Below are 17788 nucleotides of genomic sequence, written 5' to 3'. Positions count from 1 at the left end.
CTTGAAAAACTTCCCGGGAAACCTGGAACCGAATTTCGCGGACCCTGCGTCTAACCGGCGAGGGTGCTGCTCGGGACTGAAAGTGGCTCTCCCCGCCAAATGGCCGGCGAGGAGAGCCACTTTCATGTTGTCTGCCGGGTGTCAGGTCGTCAGCCAGGTGCGCATCGCCTGCTCGCTCTCCACGATCCGCGTCAGCGACACGTATTCGCCCTGCTGGTGCGCCAGGTTGGGGTCGCCGGGGCCGTAGTTGACGGCAGGCACGCCGAGCGCGGAGAAGCGCGCCACGTCCGTCCAGCCGAGCTTGGCCCTCGGGGTGCCGCCCACGGCGGCGGTGAACGCGGCGGCCACCGGGTGCGTCAGGCCGGGCCGCGCCCCGGGCGCCGCGTCGACGAAGCGGACCTCGTACCCGTCGAAGACGTCGCGCACGTGCTCCTGCGCCTGCTCGATCGTGAGGTCGGGGGCGAAACGGTAGTTGACGGTGACCACGCACTCGTCGGGGATCACGTTGCCGGCGACGCCGCCGCGGACGCCGACGGCGTTGAGCCCCTCGTGGTACTCCAGCCCGTCGACCACCGGCAGCCGCGCCTCGTACGCGTTGAGCCTGGCCAGGATCGGCTCGGCGCGGTGGATGGCGTTGATGCCGTACCACGACCTGGCGCTGTGGGAGCGCTTGCCGGGCACGACGACGTCGGCGCGCAGCGTGCCCTGGCAGCCGCCCTCGATGACGCCGTCGGTGGGCTCCATCAGCACCGCGAAGTCGGCGGCGAGCCAGTCGGGGTGGTCGCGGGCGACGCGGGTGAGGCCGTTGCGGTCGGCCTCGATCTCCTCGCAGTCGTAGAAGACGTACGTGACGTCGCGCACGGGGGCGGGCACCGTGGCGGCCAGCTTGAGCGCGACGGCCACCCCGGCCTTCATGTCGGACGTGCCGCACCCGTACAGGAGGTCGCCGTCGACGCGGCTGGGCAGGTTGGCGGCGACGGGGACGGTGTCGAGGTGGCCGGCGATCAGCACCCGCTCGGCGTGCCCGAGCTCGGTGCGGGCGACGACGGTCTGCCCGGACCGGTCGACCTTCAGGTGGGGCAGCGCGGTCAGCGCCTGCTCGACCTGGGCCGCGAGGGCCTGTTCGGCGCCGCTCACCGACTCGACGTCGACGATGCGGGCGGTCAGTGTGCGTACGTCCTGGGTGAGGTCGAGCATCAGGTGTTCACTCCGTGTTCGCGCAGCACGTCGTTGAGCGCTGCCTTGTCGTGCCGCTGCCCCGGCTCCAGACGCTTGAGCACGAGCACGCACGGCAGGCCGAACGTGCCACCGGGGAACTCCTTCTGACGGGTGCCGCCCACGGCCACGCACCAGTCGGGGACGCGGCCGCGGCCGAGCTCCTCGCCGGTGTGGACGTCGATGACGGGCATGGAGGCCGACAGGATCGTTCCCGCTCCGACGACCGCGCCGCGGCCCACCCGGGCCCCTTCGACGATCATCGCGCGGCTGCCGATCAGCGCCTCGTCCTCGACCACGACCGGGACGGCGTTCGGGGGCTCCAGCACGCCGCCGATGCCGACGCCGCCCGACAGGTGGACGTCGCGGCCGATCTGCGCGCACGAGCCGACCGTGGCCCAGGTGTCGACCATGGTTCCGGAGTCCACGTACGCGCCGATGTTGGTGAACGACGGCATGAGCACCACGCCCGGAGCCAGGTAGGAGCCCCAGCGCGCGATCGCGCCCGGCACCACCCGCACGCCGTCGAAGGTGCTCTTGAGCGGCACCCGGTCGTGGTGCTGGAAGTCGCCCACCTGGGACCTGGCCATGCCGAGCACCTTGAAGCTCAGCAGGATCGCCCGTTTGGCCCGCTCGTCGACCGCCACCAGGCCGTCGCCGGTCACCTGGGCGACGCGGGCCTTGCCGGTGTCGAGCAGGTCCACGGCGGCGACCACCGCGTGGCGCGCCTCCGCGTCAGCAGCCGACAACTCCGCACGACGCTCCCACAGCTCGTCGATCACCGCCGGCAACGGTGACATGGTGCTCACGTCTGTCATGGCCACGGAGCCTATCTGGCCGGGTAGGTTCTTCTGCGTGCACCTGCGCTTCTCCCGCGGCGTCGTCACCATCGCGGTGATCGTCGTCGTCCTGGCCGTGGCCATCTCGTTCGGCCTCTACCAGCTGCTCAAGCGGGCCAAGCCGCTGGCCGTCACGGAGCCGGGCTGCGTCGCGCTCACCAAGGACCAGGTCGCCCTCAGCCTGGACGTCGAGCAGGCGCAGATCGCCGCCACGATCGCGGCCGTCGCGGCGCGGCGCAAGCTGCCCGAGCGGGCGGTGGTGATCGCCTACGCGACCGCGCTGCAGGAGTCGAAGCTCTTCAACGTCAACTACGGCGACCGCGACTCGGTGGGCGTCTTCCAGCAGCGCGAGTCGCAGGGCTGGGGCACCAAGAAGCAGATCATGGACCCTGTTTACTCGGCCAACAAGTTCTTCGCCGCGCTGGCCAAGGTCAAGGGCTACCGCAAGATGCCGATCGCCGACGCGGCCCAGGCGGTGCAGCGCTCGGCCGCCGGCTACGCCTACGCCCAGCACGAGCACGACGCCCGCATCCTCGCCGCGGCGTTCACCGGCAGGCTGCCCAGGGCCGTGCACTGCGTCTATCCGTCGGACCCCGGCGTCACGCAGGCGGCCCGCAAGGCGCGGACCCGGGAGGCGCGCCGCCAGCTCACCCGGGCGCTCGGCAGCGCCGCCGTCACCAGTGAGAAGCGCGGGTGGCTGATCGCCGCCTGGTCGGTGGCCCACGCGCAGGAGTATGGCCTGAGCCAGGTCGCCTACAGCGGGGCCACCTGGGTCAACGACGTCGAGACGACCGGCTGGAAGGAAGGCGGCAAGGCGGGGGCCAGGCAGGTCGAGCTCGCCTAGGTGGCGCGGCTGACGATCGAGATGGAGCCGGGCGGGAGCGGCTGGGCGTAGGAGGCGGTCCACGCCTGGCCCTGGATGCGCTCGAAGGAGAGCAGGCGGCCGTCGGTGGCGCGGTAGTCGGCGAAGTCGAGCAGGCCCCGGTCGGGGGCGCCGGTGTTGCCTTCGGAGCGGAAGGCGGCGGTGCCGCGCTCCAGCGGGTGGAACTCGACGTCGTCCATGACCAGCGAGCTGCGGGCGGGGACCATGCCCTGGGTCGGCACTCCGGTCCAGAGCAGCACTTCCAGGAAGGGCGGGTCGCCGGCGGCCGGGCCCTGGCGCATCTCGACGGACAGCCACTGGACGCGCCGGGCGGCGTCGCGCAGCCGGTATTCGATCCACTGCTGGCCCTGCCAGGACAGGTGCATCGCGCCGAGCACGCGGGCGGGAGCCCCGTACACCTCGATCTTGTCGCCGACCTTGATGGTGCGCGGGTCGGTGTAGTCGGCACCGGCATGCGCGGGCTCGCTGACCGGCGCCGGCAGCGGGGGCTCGACGGGAGCGGCCTCGACCGGTGGCGCTGTCGTGCGGCCTTTCCTGTCCTGGCGGAGGGTGGCCAGGAAGGCCCCCAGAAGGAGGAGGACGGTGGCGATGCTCAGCCCGAGGACGACCACGGAGGTCATGCTCATCGTTCGGCTCGCTCCACTCGCGGTTCGCCTAGGCAAACGACCGATATCTATTTGTGCTCGCGGATGTCACCCCCCGGGAAGGGGCGCTTGCGGGGCGATCCTACTGGAGGCGGCGCACCGCCGCACCGATCCGTTCGTCAGTGGCCGTGAGCGCGATGCGCACGTGCCGCTCACCTGCTGATCCATAGAATTCGCCCGGCGCGACCAATATGCCGATTTCGGAAAGCTTGCTTACCTGGTCCCAGGAGTTCTGCCCGTTAGTGGCCCAGAAGTACAGCCCTGCCGTCGAATGGTCGATCCGCCATCCGGCCGCCTCCAGCGCGGGCCGCAGCGCCGCCCGCCGGGCCGCGTAGAGCTCCCGCTGCGCGTCGGCGTGCGCGTCGTCGCCGAGCGCCACCGTCATCGCCGCCTGCACCGGCTGGGGCATCAGCATGCCGGCGTGCTTGCGGATCTCCAGCAGCCTCTTGACCAGGACGGGATCGCCCGTCACGAACCCGGCGCGGTAGCCGGCCAGGTTGGAGCGCTTGGACAGCGAGTGCACCGCCAGCAGCCCCTCGTGCGAGCCGCCGCAGACGTCAGGGTGCAGGATCGAGACCGGCCGGTCCTCCCAGCCCAGCTCGATGTAGCACTCGTCGGACGCCACGACCGCGCCGCGCTCGCGCGCCCACGCCACCACCTTGCGCAGGTGCTCGACAGGCAGCACCTTGCCGGTGGGGTTGCCGGGCGAGTTGACCCAGACCAGGTCGGCACGCTCCGGCCCGAGCTTCAGCAGCCCGTCGGCGGCCGTCGCCTCGGCCCCGGCCAGCCGCGCGCCCACGTCGTAGGTCGGGTAGGCCAGCTCGGGGAAGACCACCCGCCTGGCGCCCAGGTAGGTCGGCAGCCAGGCCACGAACTCCTTGGAGCCGATCAGCGGCAGCACGTCCTGCTCGCCCACGCTGACGCCGTGCCTGCGGCGCAGCCAGCCGGCCGCGGCCTCGCGCAGCGCCTTCGTGCCGTGCGTGAAGGGATAGCCGGGGCTGTTCGCCGCCCCGGCGAGCGCGTCACGGACGAGCGCGGGCACCGGGTCGACGGGCGTGCCGACCGACAGGTCGACGATGCCGTCGGGATGGGCACGGGCGCGTTCCTTGTACGGCTCCAGCCGGTCCCAGGGAAAGTCGGGCAGGTTGTTCACGTTTCTCCTTGGTCGGGCGCCGTACATGCGGGAACGACCCGCGGGCAGAGCACCCGCGGGCGTGCCTGCGCCCGCTATCCCTCGGCCTGCGGCGGCAGGGCCGCCACCACCGGGTGGTCCTTCTCGATCTTGCCGACCTTGGAGGCGCCGCCGGGCGAGCCCAGGTCCTCGAAGAAGTCGACGTTGGCCTTGTAGAAGTCCTTCCACTGCTCGGGAAGGTCGTCCTCGTAGAAAATCGCCTCGACCGGGCACACAGGCTCACACGCGCCGCAGTCCACGCACTCGTCGGGGTGGATGTAAAGCATGCGCTCGCCCTCGTAGATGCAATCGACGGGGCACTCCTCGATGCACGCCTTGTCCAGGACGTCCACGCAAGGCTGCGCGATGACGTAGGTCACCTCGAGCTCCTTCTTCTCCGCACCATTCCGCACCATGGCATGACTCTGACCGCGGTTTGCTAGGCCCTAGTATTGCCGTGCCCGGACCCCGGCTGAAACGGAGGGTGGCAAACTCGTGGCCGCTCGCCTCGTCATCACTATCTCAGCCGCGGACATCGGCGCACGGATCACCACACGCCGGAAGGTGCCCGGAGGGTTCCGCGACGCCGTGGGAATCCTCGAATCGTGGGAGGGCGGCGTGCTGCGCGTCCGCAAGCGCGACGGCACCCTGGTGGAGATTTCCGAGGAAACGCTGGTGGCCGGGCGCGTCGTTCCCGCCGCGCCTCCTCGACCCGGGCGGAAGTAACCGTAAGTATTCAGCTTGTGACCGTACGTACCTGCGCCGCCGCAGTAGCCATCCTCGCCAGCGCCGGATGCGGCGCGTCGTCCACCCACGAAGCCGCCCCGACGGGGCCGCCGGTCAACGCCAAGGCCGCCTCCATGAAGGAGGGCTTCACCAGCATGGAGCGCCTGGCCCAGGCCGCCAAGCAGGAGGGCACGCTGCACGTGATCGCGCTGCCCCGCGACTGGGTCAACTACGGCGAGATCATCGACACGTTCGCCGACAAGTACGGCATCGAGGTCAAGGAACTGGAGCCCGGGGCCAACAGCAAGCGCTCGCTGGACGCCGCCGCGCAGCTCAAACCCGACGTGTTCGACCTGACGATGGACGTGGCCGTGGCCAACGCGCACCGGTTCGCGCCGTACAAGGTGCAGGGCTGGCTCGACCTGCCCGACCACGTGAAGGACCCGCGCGGCGCCTGGTACGCCGCCTACGGGGGCTACATGTCGCTCGGGTACGACCCGCGTGCCGTGCCCGCCCCCGCGTCTTTCAGCGACCTGCTCAAGCCCGGCTACAAGGTGGCGCTCGACGGCGACCCGCTGCGCTCGGCCGCGGCGTTCAAGGGCGTGATGGCGGCGTCGCTGCAGGGCGGCATGCCGCAGCCCAAGCGCGCCGTCGACCTGTTCGGCAGGCTCAAGCAGGCCGGGCAGCTCACCGACCCGGCCCACGCGAACGTGATCGTCGACTGGGACCACCTCAACGCCGCCCGCTCCGCCCAGGACGCCACCTCCTGGAAGGTGACGATCCCGCGCGGCGCCGAACTGGGCGCCTACCACGTACAGGCGATCAACAAGGACGCCCCGCACCCGGCCACCGCCCGGCTGTGGCAGGAGTTCCTCTTCTCCGACGAGGGCCAGAACCTGTTCCAGAAGGGGTACGCCAGGCCGGCGCGCGGCGAGGCCATGCTAATGAAGGGCACGCTCGACACCGAGCAGGCGGCCAAGCTGCCGGTCGCCCCCGGGCCGCCCGTGCTGCTGACGATCCCGCAGACGGACGCCGCCAAGGCGTACCTGAGGAAGGAGTGGGCGCGCAGCGTGGGATGAGCCTGAAGTGACCTGATATGTCGTAGCGACAATTGGCTCTAAAGTGAACGGACAGCACGGCCACGGGGGCCCGATGTCTGACGAATGAGAGCTGATCGGCTTGCGATACGACACACCGAGCGTGGAGCGGTGGAACAGTCGCGCCTACGACAGCAGCTTCGGCTACGTGTCCACGCAGGGCGCGCCGCTCGTGGACCTGCTCGACCCCCAACCGGGCGAACGGGTTCTCGACCTCGGCTGCGGCACCGGGGTGCTGACCGCGCAGATCGCCTTCCGCGGCGCCGAGGTGCTCGGCATCGACGGCTCCGCCGCCATGATCGAGAAGGCCATCGCGCAGTACCCCGGCATGAACTTCATCGTCGGCGACGGCCACGACTTCACCGTGGCCAGGCCGTACGACGCCGTCTTCTCCAACGCCGCGCTCCACTGGATGAGCCGCGAGCCCTCCGCCGTCATCGCCAGCGTGCGCGAAGCCCTCACCCCCGGCGGGCGCTTCGTCGCCGAGATGGGCGGCTCCGGCAACTGCGCCGAGCTCACCGCCGCGATGCTCACCGCCTGGCGCGAGCACGGCCTGCGCGAGCCCGAACTGCCGTGGTACTTCCCCACCCCCGCCGAGTACGCCCGCCGCCTGGAGCAGGAAGGCTTCGTCGTGCGGCTGCTGGAGTACTTCGACCGGCCCACCCCGCTCGACGAGTGCCCGCGCGGGGCCGCCGACTGGGTGCGCATGTTCGCCGCCTCGGCGCTCGACGGGCTGCCCCAGGACCTCGTGGAACCCCTGCTCCAGCGGGTGAACGAGCTCGCCGCGCCCGCCCTTCGCAGGGAGAGCGGCTGGATGGCCGACTACGTGCGCCTACGGTTTGCCGCCGTTCGACGCTGATGCGTAGTGCATGATGCGTAGGGCTGTTTTGCCGGACTATGGTCTGTTCCGTGGGCGACGACGATGGCACCGCTACAAGACGGCGGCGTGAGGGGCTGGTGAACGGAACGGGATGAACTTCTGCCTGAGCGACCTCGTACCACCGTTGAGGTGGAGCGACTCGTCCACGATCACGCTGCTCACCGGGCAGCCGGACCTGCCGGACGCCTGGTGGCGCAGCCTGCCCATGCCCCGGGTGCTCGCCGCCATCGGACCGGAATCGCTCGGCGAACTCCTCACCGAGATCGCCCTGGAGCACTGGCCCGCCGCCGCCGTGGGCGACATCCTGCCCGCGCTGCACGTGCTCGACCCCGACGAGGCGGACGAACCGCACGTCGCGATCGCGCTCGACCGCGCGGGGTCGTGGCCGGGGCTGCTGGCGCTCACCGGGCGCGAGCTGGCCGACCAGCCGTTCATCCAGGCCCGGCCCGTGCTCGGCACCCTCTTCTCGGCCGCACTCCACCGGCTGGCCCCGGGCGCCGGCGCCTGGGCCGGCCCCGGGTCCGGTGCGGTCACCCTCGACGACGAGCGCGAACTCCCCGCCACGCCCCTCCCCGCCGTCGCGAGCGAACGTCCCGAGAACGATGAGCCCGAGGACGCCGCCCCCGCCGAGGACGCGGCGCCCGCTGTGGAGGCCGCAGCCGCGCCCCTCGCCGCGGACAGCGCGCCCCAGGACGCCCCGCAACCCGCCGCCGAGGGCGGGCGTCCGGATGGGGAGGAGGAGCGCGCACGCGCCGCCTCCGCCGAGGAGCCTGAGGACGGCACCGCCGCTGAGGAGCGCGCACCCGCCGCCGCCGAGGAGCGTGAGGACGCCACCGCCGACGGCGACGAGCGCGAGCACGCCGCCTCCAAGAAGCACGAGGACGCGGCTCCTGTGGAGGAGCGCGCGGCCGCGCTTTTCGCCGCAGATGGCGCGCCCCAGGAGGCTCCGCACCCCACCGCCGAGGGTGACCGTTCCGAAGAGGACGAACGCCAGGACGCCGCCTCCGCCCAAGAGGCCGGAGACGCGGCCACCGCCGAGGACCGTGAGGACGCCGCCGACGACGACGAGCGCGAGCACGCCGCCGCCGAAGAGCATGAGGATGCCGCCCCCGCCGAGGACCGTGAGGACGCGGCCGAGGAGCCCGCTGGGGCCCTCGCTGCGCAGGCCGGCTGGGATGAGCGGGCCGAGGAGGAGGGCCGCCAGGACTCCGCCGGGGAAGGGTCGGCGCAGGCGGGTGAGCTGCCTGAGCTGATCGAGGCGGCGTTCGCCGGGCTGGACGACAAGAGCTGGGCCGTCGCGCAGAACCGGGTGTTCACCGACCAGCCGTCGGCCGTGGACCAGCTGGCGAAGCTGTTCGCGGTGCCGCCGGCGGAGATCTCCGCCACGGAGGAGCGGCTCTGGGCGAAGCTGGACAGTTGGCTGGCCAGCGAGGAGGCGGCGCCGTACCGGGCGCATCTGGACGAGCTGCGCAGGACGATCGGCCCGGCGGCGCCGAAGGAGCGGCTGATCGACGCGGCCGACTGGCACGGGGTGGAGATCCGCGCGCTGGAGGTGCCCGCGTGGCAGTTCGTGCTGGCGACGCTGCCGCCTCGCCCGCCGGCGCCGCCACCCGGACCGCCGGCGCCGCCCGTCCCTCAGGCACCTCCGGCGCCCCCGGCCCCGTCGGCGTTCACGCCGAAGCCGGCCCCGGCGCCGTTGCAGCCGCCGACGCCGCTCGGGTCTCTCGGGCCGCTGGGGGCGCTGCCGCCGGGGTTCGTGCCGCCGGATCCGGTGCCGTCCCAGTTCCAGGCGTTCGCCCCGGCCGTGCCGGTGCCGGGGGACGGCAACGGGAACTCGGGCGAGCACGGCAAGCCGTACCAGCCGTTGAAGGACGTGTCGCAGACCCGCCGCTGCTTCCGCCAGCCGGACGGGCGCTGGTGGCTGCGGATCGACGTGACGGCCGAGCAGCTCGCCGGAGGCGAGTGCGCGCTGCCGACCGGGTTCGCCTCCTACCTGGGGCTGTCGCCGGGTGAGAGCAGGACGGTCAGGAGCGCGGCGGGTGAGCTGACGATGACCTGGCACGGCAGGCCGGTGCTGGAGTCGATCAAGCGGCTGCTGGTGGACGTGGGCGCCAAGGAGGGCGGCCACCTGTTCCTGACGCTGTCGGACGAGGGCGTGCTGCGTGCCCGGCACCTGCCGGTGGCCGCGCAGGGCGCCGAGAAGATCACCAAGGCGTTGCGCCTGGTCGGTTACACGGCTCCGGGCGGCACGCGGGAGCAGGCGGCCCGGGTGATCGCGACGCGGATCGGGATGACCGGCCCGGTGGGGCTGCCCGAGCTGCTCACCAGGCTCCGTGAGCGCGGGGACCGCGACCTGCTCGGCCTCCTGGACTGAGCCGTGCCGCGGCTCGCGATCGGCCCTGAGTCCCCCAGGGAGCTCAGCGCACTGGCCCAGCCGGTGCGCAGGGACGCCGTGGTCGCGTTGCGGCGGTTCCTGCTGAACGTGGCGGGCGCGCCGCATCCCGAGCGGGTGCGGGGCGGCCGGGACGCGCGGGTGGCGACGCTGCGGCTGGCCGAGGGGCTGCGCGGGGTGGTGGTGCGGCAGCGGGACGTCTACTGGCTGCGCACGGTGCTGCCGGACGCGGACGCATGGTCGTTCGCGCAGCGGCATCGTTACGGCGTCAACCCGGTGATCGGCGTGGTCGAGGAGTGGGACGCGCAGGCGCTGGAGCGGGTGGAGCCGGCGTTACGCCGGTCGGCGGGGGCTTCGCGGCTGTTCGAGCGGATCTGTGATGGTGATCTGCTGGCGCTGGGCATCGACGCGCGGGCGCTGCCTCTGGTGCGGCTCGTGACGACCGAGGCGGACCTGGAGGCGCTGGAGCCGCTGCTTCCGCCGACGCAGTATCTGCCGCTGGCGGTGCTGGCCAGGGGCGGCACGCTGACGGAGGCGTGGCGGGAGCTGGACGGCTGCCGCGCGCTGGCGGAGCCGGAGGAGCCGGTCGATCCGGAGGATCTGCACGCGGCGCTGCTGCGCAGCCCGGACCGGGCGGCGTTCGCGGCGGACAAGTCGGAGCTGGACCAGGTGCTGACGGCGCCGGAGTGGTGCACGTACGTGCATCCGCCGCAGCATCGGCTGGCCAGGGCGGCGCGTTACGAGCGTCCGGTGCTGGTGGTGGGCGGGGCGGGCACCGGCAAGACGGTGGTGGCGCTGCACCGGGCGGCGCATCTGGCGGCGCACGGGCGCGGGCCGGTGCTGCTGGTGACGTTCTCGCAGGGGCTGGCGGAGGACCTGGCGACGCGGCTGGACCTGCTCGTGCGGGACGTGGCGTTGCGCAAGCGGATCGACGTGGACAATCCGGAACGGCTGGCGATGCGCATCGTGGGCCTGGCGGAGGGGCGGCGTCCGGCGCTGGTCGGGCCGGGGGCGCGGAGCATGGCCGAGCTGACCGAGGAGGCGCTGCGGCTGCTGGCCAGGACGACGGGCGACGTGCTCGACGAGCTGGAGCCGGGGCGCAAACCGTACCGTCACATCGTGGTGGACGAGGGGCAGGACGTGAGCCCGGCGCAGTGGCGGCTGCTGCGCGCGGCGGCGCCGCGCGCGCACGACGACCTGTTCGTCGTCGGGGACCCGCACCAGCGGGTGACCGACACGCGGGTGGCGCTGGGCGCGGTGGGCATCCCGGCCGAGTCGCACGAGCTTCGGCTGTCGCACCGGCTCTCGCGCGAGACGCTGGCGTTCGCGGTGCGGGTGCGTGGCGGCGGTCCGGCCGATGGGCTGGTCAAGGGCATGTCGGCGATGTACGGTTTCCGCGGCTCGCACTTCGGTGCGCGGCCGGTGGTGCGGGCCTTCGAGTCGCCCGAGGCGGAGCTGTCCGGATTGGAGAGCGTGATCGCTGCCTGGCTGGATGACGGCGTGCCGGCGGACCGGATCGCCGTGGGCGCGCGCGGCCCGGAGCAGGTGCGCGCGGCCCGGCGGGCGTTGCGGGACGTGCCGGTGCGGGTGTCGGCGTTCGCGCATCTGAAGGGCCTGGAGTTCGACCGGGTGGCGCTGATCGGGGTGGCCGAGGGCGTCGTCCCCGAGCGTCCGCCCGACGATCCGGGGGCCCGGGCCAGGGCGTTGCAGCGGGAGCGGAGCATGCTGTTCGTCGCGTGCACGCGTGCCCGATCATTGCTCTACATATCCCATTCCGGAAGAGGTAGCCCCTTTCTGTCCTTCTGATCACATAGTCTGAACTGCGGATATCTTCCCTTTGCCGGTTGGACCCCAATGAACCTCAGCCTGAGTGACCTCGCGCCACCCCTGCGCTGGACCTCCCCTGGCCAGATCGCGCCGATCGCGGAAGAGCCCCAGCTGCCCGAGGCGTGGTGGCAGGCGATCCCGCTCGACCGCGTGTGCGCCATCGCCGGCACGCAGGCCGTCGCGTCCCGGCTCGCCGACCTGTCCGTGGCCTTCTGGGGACACCTGCTCCTGGGCGACATCCTTCCCCTGCTGCGCTTCTCCGACCCGGCCGAGGCCGAGCGGACCCCGGAGATGCTCGGCAAGGACGTGGTGCAGAAGCTGTACGGGGGCGTCTTCGACCGGCTGCTCGAACCCGCCGCCGTCGCGCCCGTGCCGGCCCGCCAGGACAAGCCGCTGCCCGAGCTGATCGACGCCCTGTTCGGCGCGCTGGACGACCGCCAGCGGGCGATCGCGCGCGACCGGCTGTACGCGGCCGACCGGGCCACGCTGGACGAGCTGGCGCAGCGCTTCTCGGTCACCAGGGAACGGATCCGGCAGATCGAACGCGACCTGCGCGACCACGTCGAAGCCTGGCTGGCCGGGCCGGACGCCGCCGCGCTGGTCGCCCACGTCGCCTGGCTGCGCGGCCGGCTCGGCTCGGCCGTGCCCGCCGACGACCTGGCCGCCGCCGTGCCGTGGCACCGCGGCGACCTGCGCACGCTGGGCATCCCCGCCTGGCGGTTCGTGCGCACGCTGCTGACCGGATACGAGCAGGCCGACGGATGGCTGGTCGCGGGCGGCGCCGACGAGCTGCGCGAGAAGACCAGGCAGCTGTTCGCCGACGGCCCGCACCCGCTGGGCGAGGCCGTAGCCATGGTCACCCAGCTCGGCGTCCGCGAGGACGTGGCCGAGCGCTGGATCCTCGCCGTGCCGCAACTGCGCGTGCTCGACCAGCACGTGGTGCCGTGGCCGCGCAGCATCAACGAGAAGGCCGAGGCGGTGCTGGCCGTGGCCGGGCGCCCGCTGACGCCTGAGGAGATCCAGGAGCGCATCGGCGAGGACTACAGCCTGGTCGGCATCCGCAACCAGCTCACCGCCGACGAGCGCTTCCGCCGCGTCGACAGGAACAAGTACGGCCTGACCCGCTGGGGCGGCGACGAGTACCTGGGCATCCGGGAGATGATCGCCCGGGAGATCGAGCGGGCCGGCGGCGAGGCGTCGGTCAGCACGATCGTCACCAACCTCACCTCCCGCTACGACGTCAGCGAGAGCTCGGTGCGCGCCTACTCGGGCGGCCCGGGGTTCGAGCGGACCCAGCGCGGCTGGATCCGCGTCGCGGGCACCTCGCCCACCGGGGAGTCGGAGCCGTACCAGCCGCGCAAGGACGTCTCCGAGACGCGGCGCAGCTTCCGCAGCCGCGACGGCCGCTGGTGGCACCGGGTGGACGTGAACGCCGAGCACCTGCGCGGCTCGGGGTCGCCGCTGCCGACCGGGTTCGCCGCCTACCTGGGGATGGCGCCCGGCGGGCAGCTCACCGCGTCCACGGCGACCGGCGACGTGGTGATCAGCTGGCACAACCAGCCGACGATGGGGTCGATCCGCAACGTGCTGGCCGACTTCAAGGCGAGCGAGGGCGACCACGTCTTCCTGACCGTCTCCGACGGCGGCGAGCTGCTGACCCGTCACCTGCCGGCGGCGGCCACCGCGATGCCGCCGCTGAACCGGGCCCTCTACCTGATCGGCTACACCGCGCCCGTCAGCTCCGAGGCCGAGGGGCTGCGCCTGATCGGCGCGCGCATCGGCCTGCCGGAGACGGCGACACGCGAGGAGGTGCTCGCCAGGCTGCGGGAGCGCGGCGACCGCGACATCCTCGGCTACCTGGGCGGCTAGCATCGGGGGATGCTGCGGATCTACGACACGCGTGCCAGGCAGGTCGAGGAGATCGAGCGATCCCGCGCCCTGCGCATGTACACCTGCGGGCCGACCGTCTACCGGTCGGCCCACGTCGGCAACCTGCGCTCCTACCTGCTGTCCGACCTGATCAGGCGGGTGCTGGAGCGGCAGCGGGTGCGCATGGTCGTCTGCCAGAACATCACCGACGTCGGCCACGTGACGGACGACAGCGCCGCCGACACCGGTGAGGACAAGGTCCGCATGCAGGCGCGGGCCGAGGGGCGCTCCCCCGCCGAGCTGGCGCGCGCGTACGAGGAGGAGTTCCGCCGCGACACGCTGGCGCTCAACCTGCGCCCGCCGGAGCACACGCCGCGCGCCTCCGAGACGATCGAGCCGATGGTCGAGCTGGTGGCCAAGCTGATCGAGCGGGGACACGCGTACACGGTCCCGGACGGATCGGTGTTCTTCGACGTACGGACCTTCCCCTCCTACGGGGAGATCTCGGGCAACCGGCTGGAGGATCTGCAGCCCGCCCACCGCATCGAGGCCGTCGACCCGCGCAAGCGCTTCCACGCCGACTGGGCGCTGTGGAAGCCCGCCGAGGGCGACCTGTCGTGGGAGGCGCCCTGGGGGGCCGGGTTCCCCGGCTGGCACCTGGAGTGCTCGGCCATGTCGCTGCGGTTCCTCGGCGAGCGCGTCGACCTCCACACCGGCGGCATCGACCTGCGCTTCCCGCATCACGAGGACGAGCGCGCCCAGTCCGGCGCGGCGACCGGGCACGAGGTGGTCAAGCACTGGGTGCACGGCGAGCACCTGCTGTTCGACGGGCGCAAGATGGCCAAGTCGAGCGGCAACGTGGTGCTGCTGTCCGACGTGACCGAGGCCGGGCTCGACCCGCTGGCGGTGCGGCTGGCGTTCCTGGAGCACCGCTACCGCCAGCAGATGAACCTCACCTGGGACACCCTGCGGGCCGCCGACCGCACGCTGCGCCGCTGGCGGACCCGGGTGGCCGAGTGGTCGGAGTCGCCCAGCTCGCCCATGGCCGCGCACTACGTGCAGCGGGTCGAGGCGGCCTTCGACGACGACCTCGACACGCCGTCGGCGCTGCGGCTGATGCGCGAGCTGGAGCGCGACCCCGAGGTGGCTCCCGGGGCCAAGTTCGAGTCGTTCCTGCACCTGGACCAGGTGCTGGCGCTGGACCTGTCGACGCAGATCGGCAGGGCCCCGGCGGCGCTGCCGGGGGGCGCGGCCGAGCTGCTGGAGCAGCGCTCGCGGGCGCGCGAGGCGCGCGACTGGGCGGCGGCCGACCGGCTGCGCGACGAGCTGGCCGAGCTGGGGGTCAGGGTGTCGGACACCCCGGACGGCCAGAGCTGGGGCTGAGCCCGGCCGCCTGAGCCGCCTGACCCGCCTGGTCCGCCTGATCCGCTGCCCAGCCGCCCCGCCGTACGCAGTGCGGCGGGGCGGCTGATCGCTGCGCGGAAACAGCACCTATCGAGAGGTCGGGCGGACGGCATGGCAGGGACCGTCCGCCCGCGTGGCGCCGTCCTGATGCGGTGGTGGACGGTACGCGCCATGCGCACGATACGCAGATCGTGGGTTGCATCGGGGTTGCGTCATGTCACGCGGTACAGGCTCGGAAACCCCCCGTGACGGGCGGCGGAAGGAGTGAGCGGGGGCTGCCAGACTTAGTCCAGCGCGGGATGGATGGAGGTATTCGTGAGGTTCAGGCCGTACGCGTGGATGCCGTGGCCACTGCGCTGGTCCGCGCGGATCTTGACCGTTCTGCTGGCACTGGCGCTGGTGCTGGCGGGGGTGCTCGTCCACACGGTACGCCAGTCGTTCCCGCAGTTGGAAGGCACGCTCCGGTTGCCGGGGTTAACCGGAAATGTAGAGATTTATCGCGATAAAAGCGGAATCCCGCACATCTACGCTGGCACCTCCGAGGACCTGTTCATGGCCCAGGGCTTCGTGCACGCGCAGGACCGGTTCTGGGAGATGGACTTCCGGCGGCACGTGACCGCCGGGCGGCTGTCCGAGCTGTTCGGCACGGCGACGCTCGACAACGACAAGGCCATCAGGACCATGGGCTGGCGCCGGGTCGCCGAGCAGGAGCTGACCGAGCTCACCGAGCGCACCAAGCGCTACCTCGACGCCTACGCCAAGGGCGTGAACGCCTGGCTCGCGGCCAACCCCAACGCCTCCGACCGCAGCCTCGAGTACTCCGTGCTGAAGGTCCAGAACGGCGGCTACACCCCCGAGCCGTGGACGCCGCTCGACTCCGTCTCCTGGCTCAAGGCCATGGCGTGGGACCTGCGCTCCAACCTCGAGGACGAGATCGACCGCGCGCTCGCCCTCACCAAGCTGCCGCCCGAGCGGGTCGAGCAGCTCTACCCCGGCTACCCGTACGACAAGCACGACCCGATCGTCACCGTGGGCGCGGTCGTCAAGGAGGTCTACGACCAGCGGGCCGACCCCCGGCCGCCGCGCGAGGAGCGCACCGGCGCCCGGGTGCTCGCCCAGGCCGCGCAGGCGCTGAAGGCGGTGCCGAGCACGATGAGCACCGCCGAGCGCGACGGGATCGGCTCGAACTCGTGGGTCGTCTCAGGCGACCACACCGTCAGCGGCAAGCCGCTGCTGGCCAACGACCCGCACCTGTCGGCCCAGATGCCCTCCGTCTGGTACCAGACCGGGCTGCACTGCCGCGAGCTCAGCGACGCGTGCTCCTACGACGTGACCGGGTTCTCCTTCTCCGGCGTCCCCGGCGTGGTCATCGGGCACACCGACAAGATCGCCTGGGGGTTCACCAACCTGGGGCCGGACGTGGCCGACCTGTTCCTGGAGAAGGTCGACGGCGACACCTACCTCTATCGGGGCGAGCGGGTCCCGCTGGAGGTGCGACAGGAGAAGATCGAGGTCGCGGGCGGGCGGCCGGTGACCATCACCGTGCGCAGCACCCGGCACGGGCCGCTGGTCAACGAGGTGATGGGTACCGTCAAGCCGAGCGGCGAGGCCAACGCGGTCGCCCTGTCGTGGACGGCGCTGACCCCCGGCAGGACCGCCGACGCGATCTTCGCGCTGAACGAGGCGGGCGACTGGAACGAGTTCCGGGCGGCGGCCGCGCTGTTCGACGTCCCGGCGCAGAACCTGGTCTACGCCGACACCAGCGGCACCATCGGCTACCAGGCCCCCGGCCGCATCCCCGTGCGCGAGAACGGCGACGGCACCGTGCCCGTGCCCGGCTGGACCGGCGAGTACGACTGGAAGACCGCGCCGATCCCGTACGACCAGCTCCCGTCGGTGCGCAACCCCGCCGAGGGCTACATCGTCACCGCCAACAACGCCGTCATCGACCCCTCCCGCTACGCGCCGCTGCTGACCAAGGACTGGTCGTACGGGTTCCGCTCCCAGCGCATCCTCGACCGGCTCAAGGAGGAGATCGGCAAGGGCAAGCTGGACGCCGCCGCCATGTCGCGCATCCAGCAGGACGACCACAACGGGCTGGCCGCGACGCTCGTCCCGGCGCTGATGGAGGTGAGCCTGGCGGGGCCGAGCGCCCAGGCCAGGCAGCTCCTCGACGGCTGGGACGGCTCCCAGGGGCTCGACTCGGCCCCGGCGGCGTACTTCAACGCGGTCTGGCGGCACCTGCTCAGGCTGACCTTCCACGACGAGCTGCCGGAGGCGGCCAGGCCGAGCGGCGGCGACCGCTGGTACGAGGTGGTCGGGCGACTGCTGAACTCCCCCGGCGACCCGTTCTGGGACGACGTCACCACCGAGGAGCGCGTCGAGGAGCGCGACGACATCCTGCGTCAGGCGCTCGCCTCCGCCTACCGGGAGCTCACCGAGCTGCTCGGCGACGACGTCAAGGCGTGGCGCTGGGGCGACCTGCACCGGCTCACGCTCACCCACCAGACGCTCGGCACGTCCGGGATCGGCCCGATCGAGTCCCTGTTCAACCGGGGGCCGCTGGCGGTCGCGGGCAACAAGGACGCGGTCAACGCCACCGGCTGGAACGTCCTGGAGGACTACGCGATCACCTCGGTGCCGTCGATGCGGATGGTCCTCGACCTGTCCGACCTGGACAAGTCGCAGTGGATCAACCTCACCGGGGCCTCGGGGCACGCCTTCCACGACAACTACTGGGACCAGGCCGCCGTCTGGGCCAGGGGCGAGCTGCTGCCGATGCGCTCGAAGCCGGAGTCGGTCAAGAAGGCGGCGGCGCACACGCTCAAGCTGACTCCCTGA

General features: G+C 72.2%; 14 protein-coding genes. 9 read left to right on the top strand and 5 right to left on the bottom strand.

Annotation, left to right across the window (positions count from 1 at the left end; genetic code table 11):
* Nucleotides 1–141: 141 nt before the first annotated feature.
* Together dapE and ACBI99_RS29030 are read right to left on the bottom strand one after the other, a co-directional pair.
* Complete coding sequence (gene dapE, locus ACBI99_RS29035; protein WP_219504759.1) at nucleotides 142–1197, bottom strand: succinyl-diaminopimelate desuccinylase; 1056 nt, start codon at nucleotides 1195–1197, stop codon at nucleotides 142–144.
* Nucleotides 1197–2033 (bottom strand): 2,3,4,5-tetrahydropyridine-2,6-dicarboxylate N-succinyltransferase, encoded by an 837-nt coding sequence (locus ACBI99_RS29030; protein WP_219504757.1) that lies wholly within the window; start codon nucleotides 2031–2033, stop codon nucleotides 1197–1199. The genes dapE and ACBI99_RS29030 overlap by 1 nt, the downstream gene beginning before the upstream one ends.
* Here ACBI99_RS29030 and ACBI99_RS29025 point away from each other — a divergent pair.
* Entirely contained in the window at nucleotides 2032–2898 is an 867-nt protein-coding gene (locus ACBI99_RS29025; RefSeq protein WP_375073957.1) for a hypothetical protein, read from the top strand. The two genes, ACBI99_RS29030 and ACBI99_RS29025, sit on opposite strands and share 2 nt — an antisense overlap.
* Here ACBI99_RS29025 and ACBI99_RS29020 read toward each other — a convergent pair.
* The 3 genes from ACBI99_RS29020 to fdxA all read right to left on the bottom strand — a co-directional run bounded on the left by ACBI99_RS29020 (nucleotide 2895) and on the right by fdxA (nucleotide 5132).
* Nucleotides 2895–3563, bottom strand: a complete 669-nt coding sequence (locus ACBI99_RS29020; RefSeq protein ID WP_246644764.1) for a DUF4178 domain-containing protein — start codon at nucleotides 3561–3563, stop codon at nucleotides 2895–2897. The genes ACBI99_RS29025 and ACBI99_RS29020 overlap by 4 nt on opposite strands.
* A 100-nt stretch (nucleotides 3564–3663) precedes the next feature.
* Complete coding sequence (gene dapC / locus ACBI99_RS29015; protein ID WP_219504755.1) at nucleotides 3664–4734, bottom strand: succinyldiaminopimelate transaminase; 1071 nt, start codon at nucleotides 4732–4734, stop codon at nucleotides 3664–3666.
* A gap of 74 nt (nucleotides 4735–4808) precedes the next feature.
* Nucleotides 4809–5132: a ferredoxin gene (fdxA, locus tag ACBI99_RS29010; protein WP_219504899.1), complete on the bottom strand. Its 324-nt coding sequence runs from the start codon at nucleotides 5130–5132 to the stop codon at nucleotides 4809–4811.
* 115 nt (nucleotides 5133–5247) lie between these two features.
* On the opposite strand from fdxA, the gene ACBI99_RS29005 reads away from it, so the two are divergent.
* The 8 genes from ACBI99_RS29005 to ACBI99_RS28970 all read left to right on the top strand — a co-directional run bounded on the left by ACBI99_RS29005 (nucleotide 5248) and on the right by ACBI99_RS28970 (nucleotide 17788).
* Nucleotides 5248–5478 carry a hypothetical protein gene (locus ACBI99_RS29005; protein ID WP_219504753.1) on the top strand — a complete coding sequence of 77 codons (231 nt, stop codon included), beginning with the start codon at nucleotides 5248–5250 and terminating at the stop codon, nucleotides 5476–5478.
* Nucleotides 5479–5495: 17 nt separating this feature from the next.
* Entirely contained in the window at nucleotides 5496–6557 is a 1062-nt protein-coding gene (locus tag ACBI99_RS29000) for an ABC transporter substrate-binding protein (protein WP_375073956.1), read from the top strand.
* Between the two features lie 100 nt (nucleotides 6558–6657).
* Nucleotides 6658–7434, top strand: a complete 777-nt coding sequence (locus ACBI99_RS28995; protein ID WP_219504750.1) for a trans-aconitate 2-methyltransferase — start codon at nucleotides 6658–6660, stop codon at nucleotides 7432–7434.
* A gap of 145 nt (nucleotides 7435–7579) precedes the next feature.
* On the top strand, nucleotides 7580–9829 hold the full coding sequence (locus ACBI99_RS28990) for a hypothetical protein (protein ID WP_375073955.1): 2250 nt from the start codon (nucleotides 7580–7582) through the stop codon (nucleotides 9827–9829).
* A gap of 3 nt (nucleotides 9830–9832) precedes the next feature.
* Complete coding sequence (locus ACBI99_RS28985) at nucleotides 9833–11653, top strand: UvrD-helicase domain-containing protein (RefSeq protein WP_219504746.1); 1821 nt, start codon at nucleotides 9833–9835, stop codon at nucleotides 11651–11653.
* 48 nt (nucleotides 11654–11701) lie between these two features.
* Nucleotides 11702–13543, top strand: coding sequence for a sigma factor-like helix-turn-helix DNA-binding protein (locus ACBI99_RS28980; protein WP_357589940.1), 1842 nt, complete (start codon nucleotides 11702–11704; stop codon nucleotides 13541–13543).
* A gap of 9 nt (nucleotides 13544–13552) precedes the next feature.
* Complete coding sequence (cysS, locus tag ACBI99_RS28975) at nucleotides 13553–14926, top strand: cysteine--tRNA ligase (RefSeq protein ID WP_219504741.1); 1374 nt, start codon at nucleotides 13553–13555, stop codon at nucleotides 14924–14926.
* Between the two features lie 360 nt (nucleotides 14927–15286).
* On the top strand, nucleotides 15287–17788 hold the full coding sequence (locus tag ACBI99_RS28970) for a penicillin acylase family protein (RefSeq protein ID WP_375073992.1): 2502 nt from the start codon (nucleotides 15287–15289) through the stop codon (nucleotides 17786–17788).

It is taken from the genome of Nonomuraea sp. ATR24, from assembly GCF_041950485.1.
In the GTDB taxonomy this organism is placed as follows: domain Bacteria; phylum Actinomycetota; class Actinomycetes; order Streptosporangiales; family Streptosporangiaceae; genus Nonomuraea; species Nonomuraea ceibae.
This window is presented reverse-complemented; position numbering and strand designations above follow the sequence as displayed.

Coding starts and splice junctions, on each gene's coding strand:
- ACBI99_RS28980 (WP_357589940.1), top strand. CDS start 11,702: ATGAACCTCAGCCTGAGTGACCTCGCGCCACCCCTGCGCTGGACCTCC.
- ACBI99_RS29025 (WP_375073957.1), top strand. CDS start 2,032: ATGGCCACGGAGCCTATCTGGCCGGGTAGGTTCTTCTGCGTGCACCTG.
- ACBI99_RS28970 (WP_375073992.1), top strand. CDS start 15,287: ATGCCGTGGCCACTGCGCTGGTCCGCGCGGATCTTGACCGTTCTGCTG.
- cysS (WP_219504741.1), top strand. CDS start 13,553: ATGCTGCGGATCTACGACACGCGTGCCAGGCAGGTCGAGGAGATCGAG.
- ACBI99_RS29030 (WP_219504757.1), bottom strand. CDS start 2,033: ATGACAGACGTGAGCACCATGTCACCGTTGCCGGCGGTGATCGACGAG.
- ACBI99_RS29020 (WP_246644764.1), bottom strand. CDS start 3,563: ATGAGCATGACCTCCGTGGTCGTCCTCGGGCTGAGCATCGCCACCGTC.
- dapE (WP_219504759.1), bottom strand. CDS start 1,197: ATGCTCGACCTCACCCAGGACGTACGCACACTGACCGCCCGCATCGTC.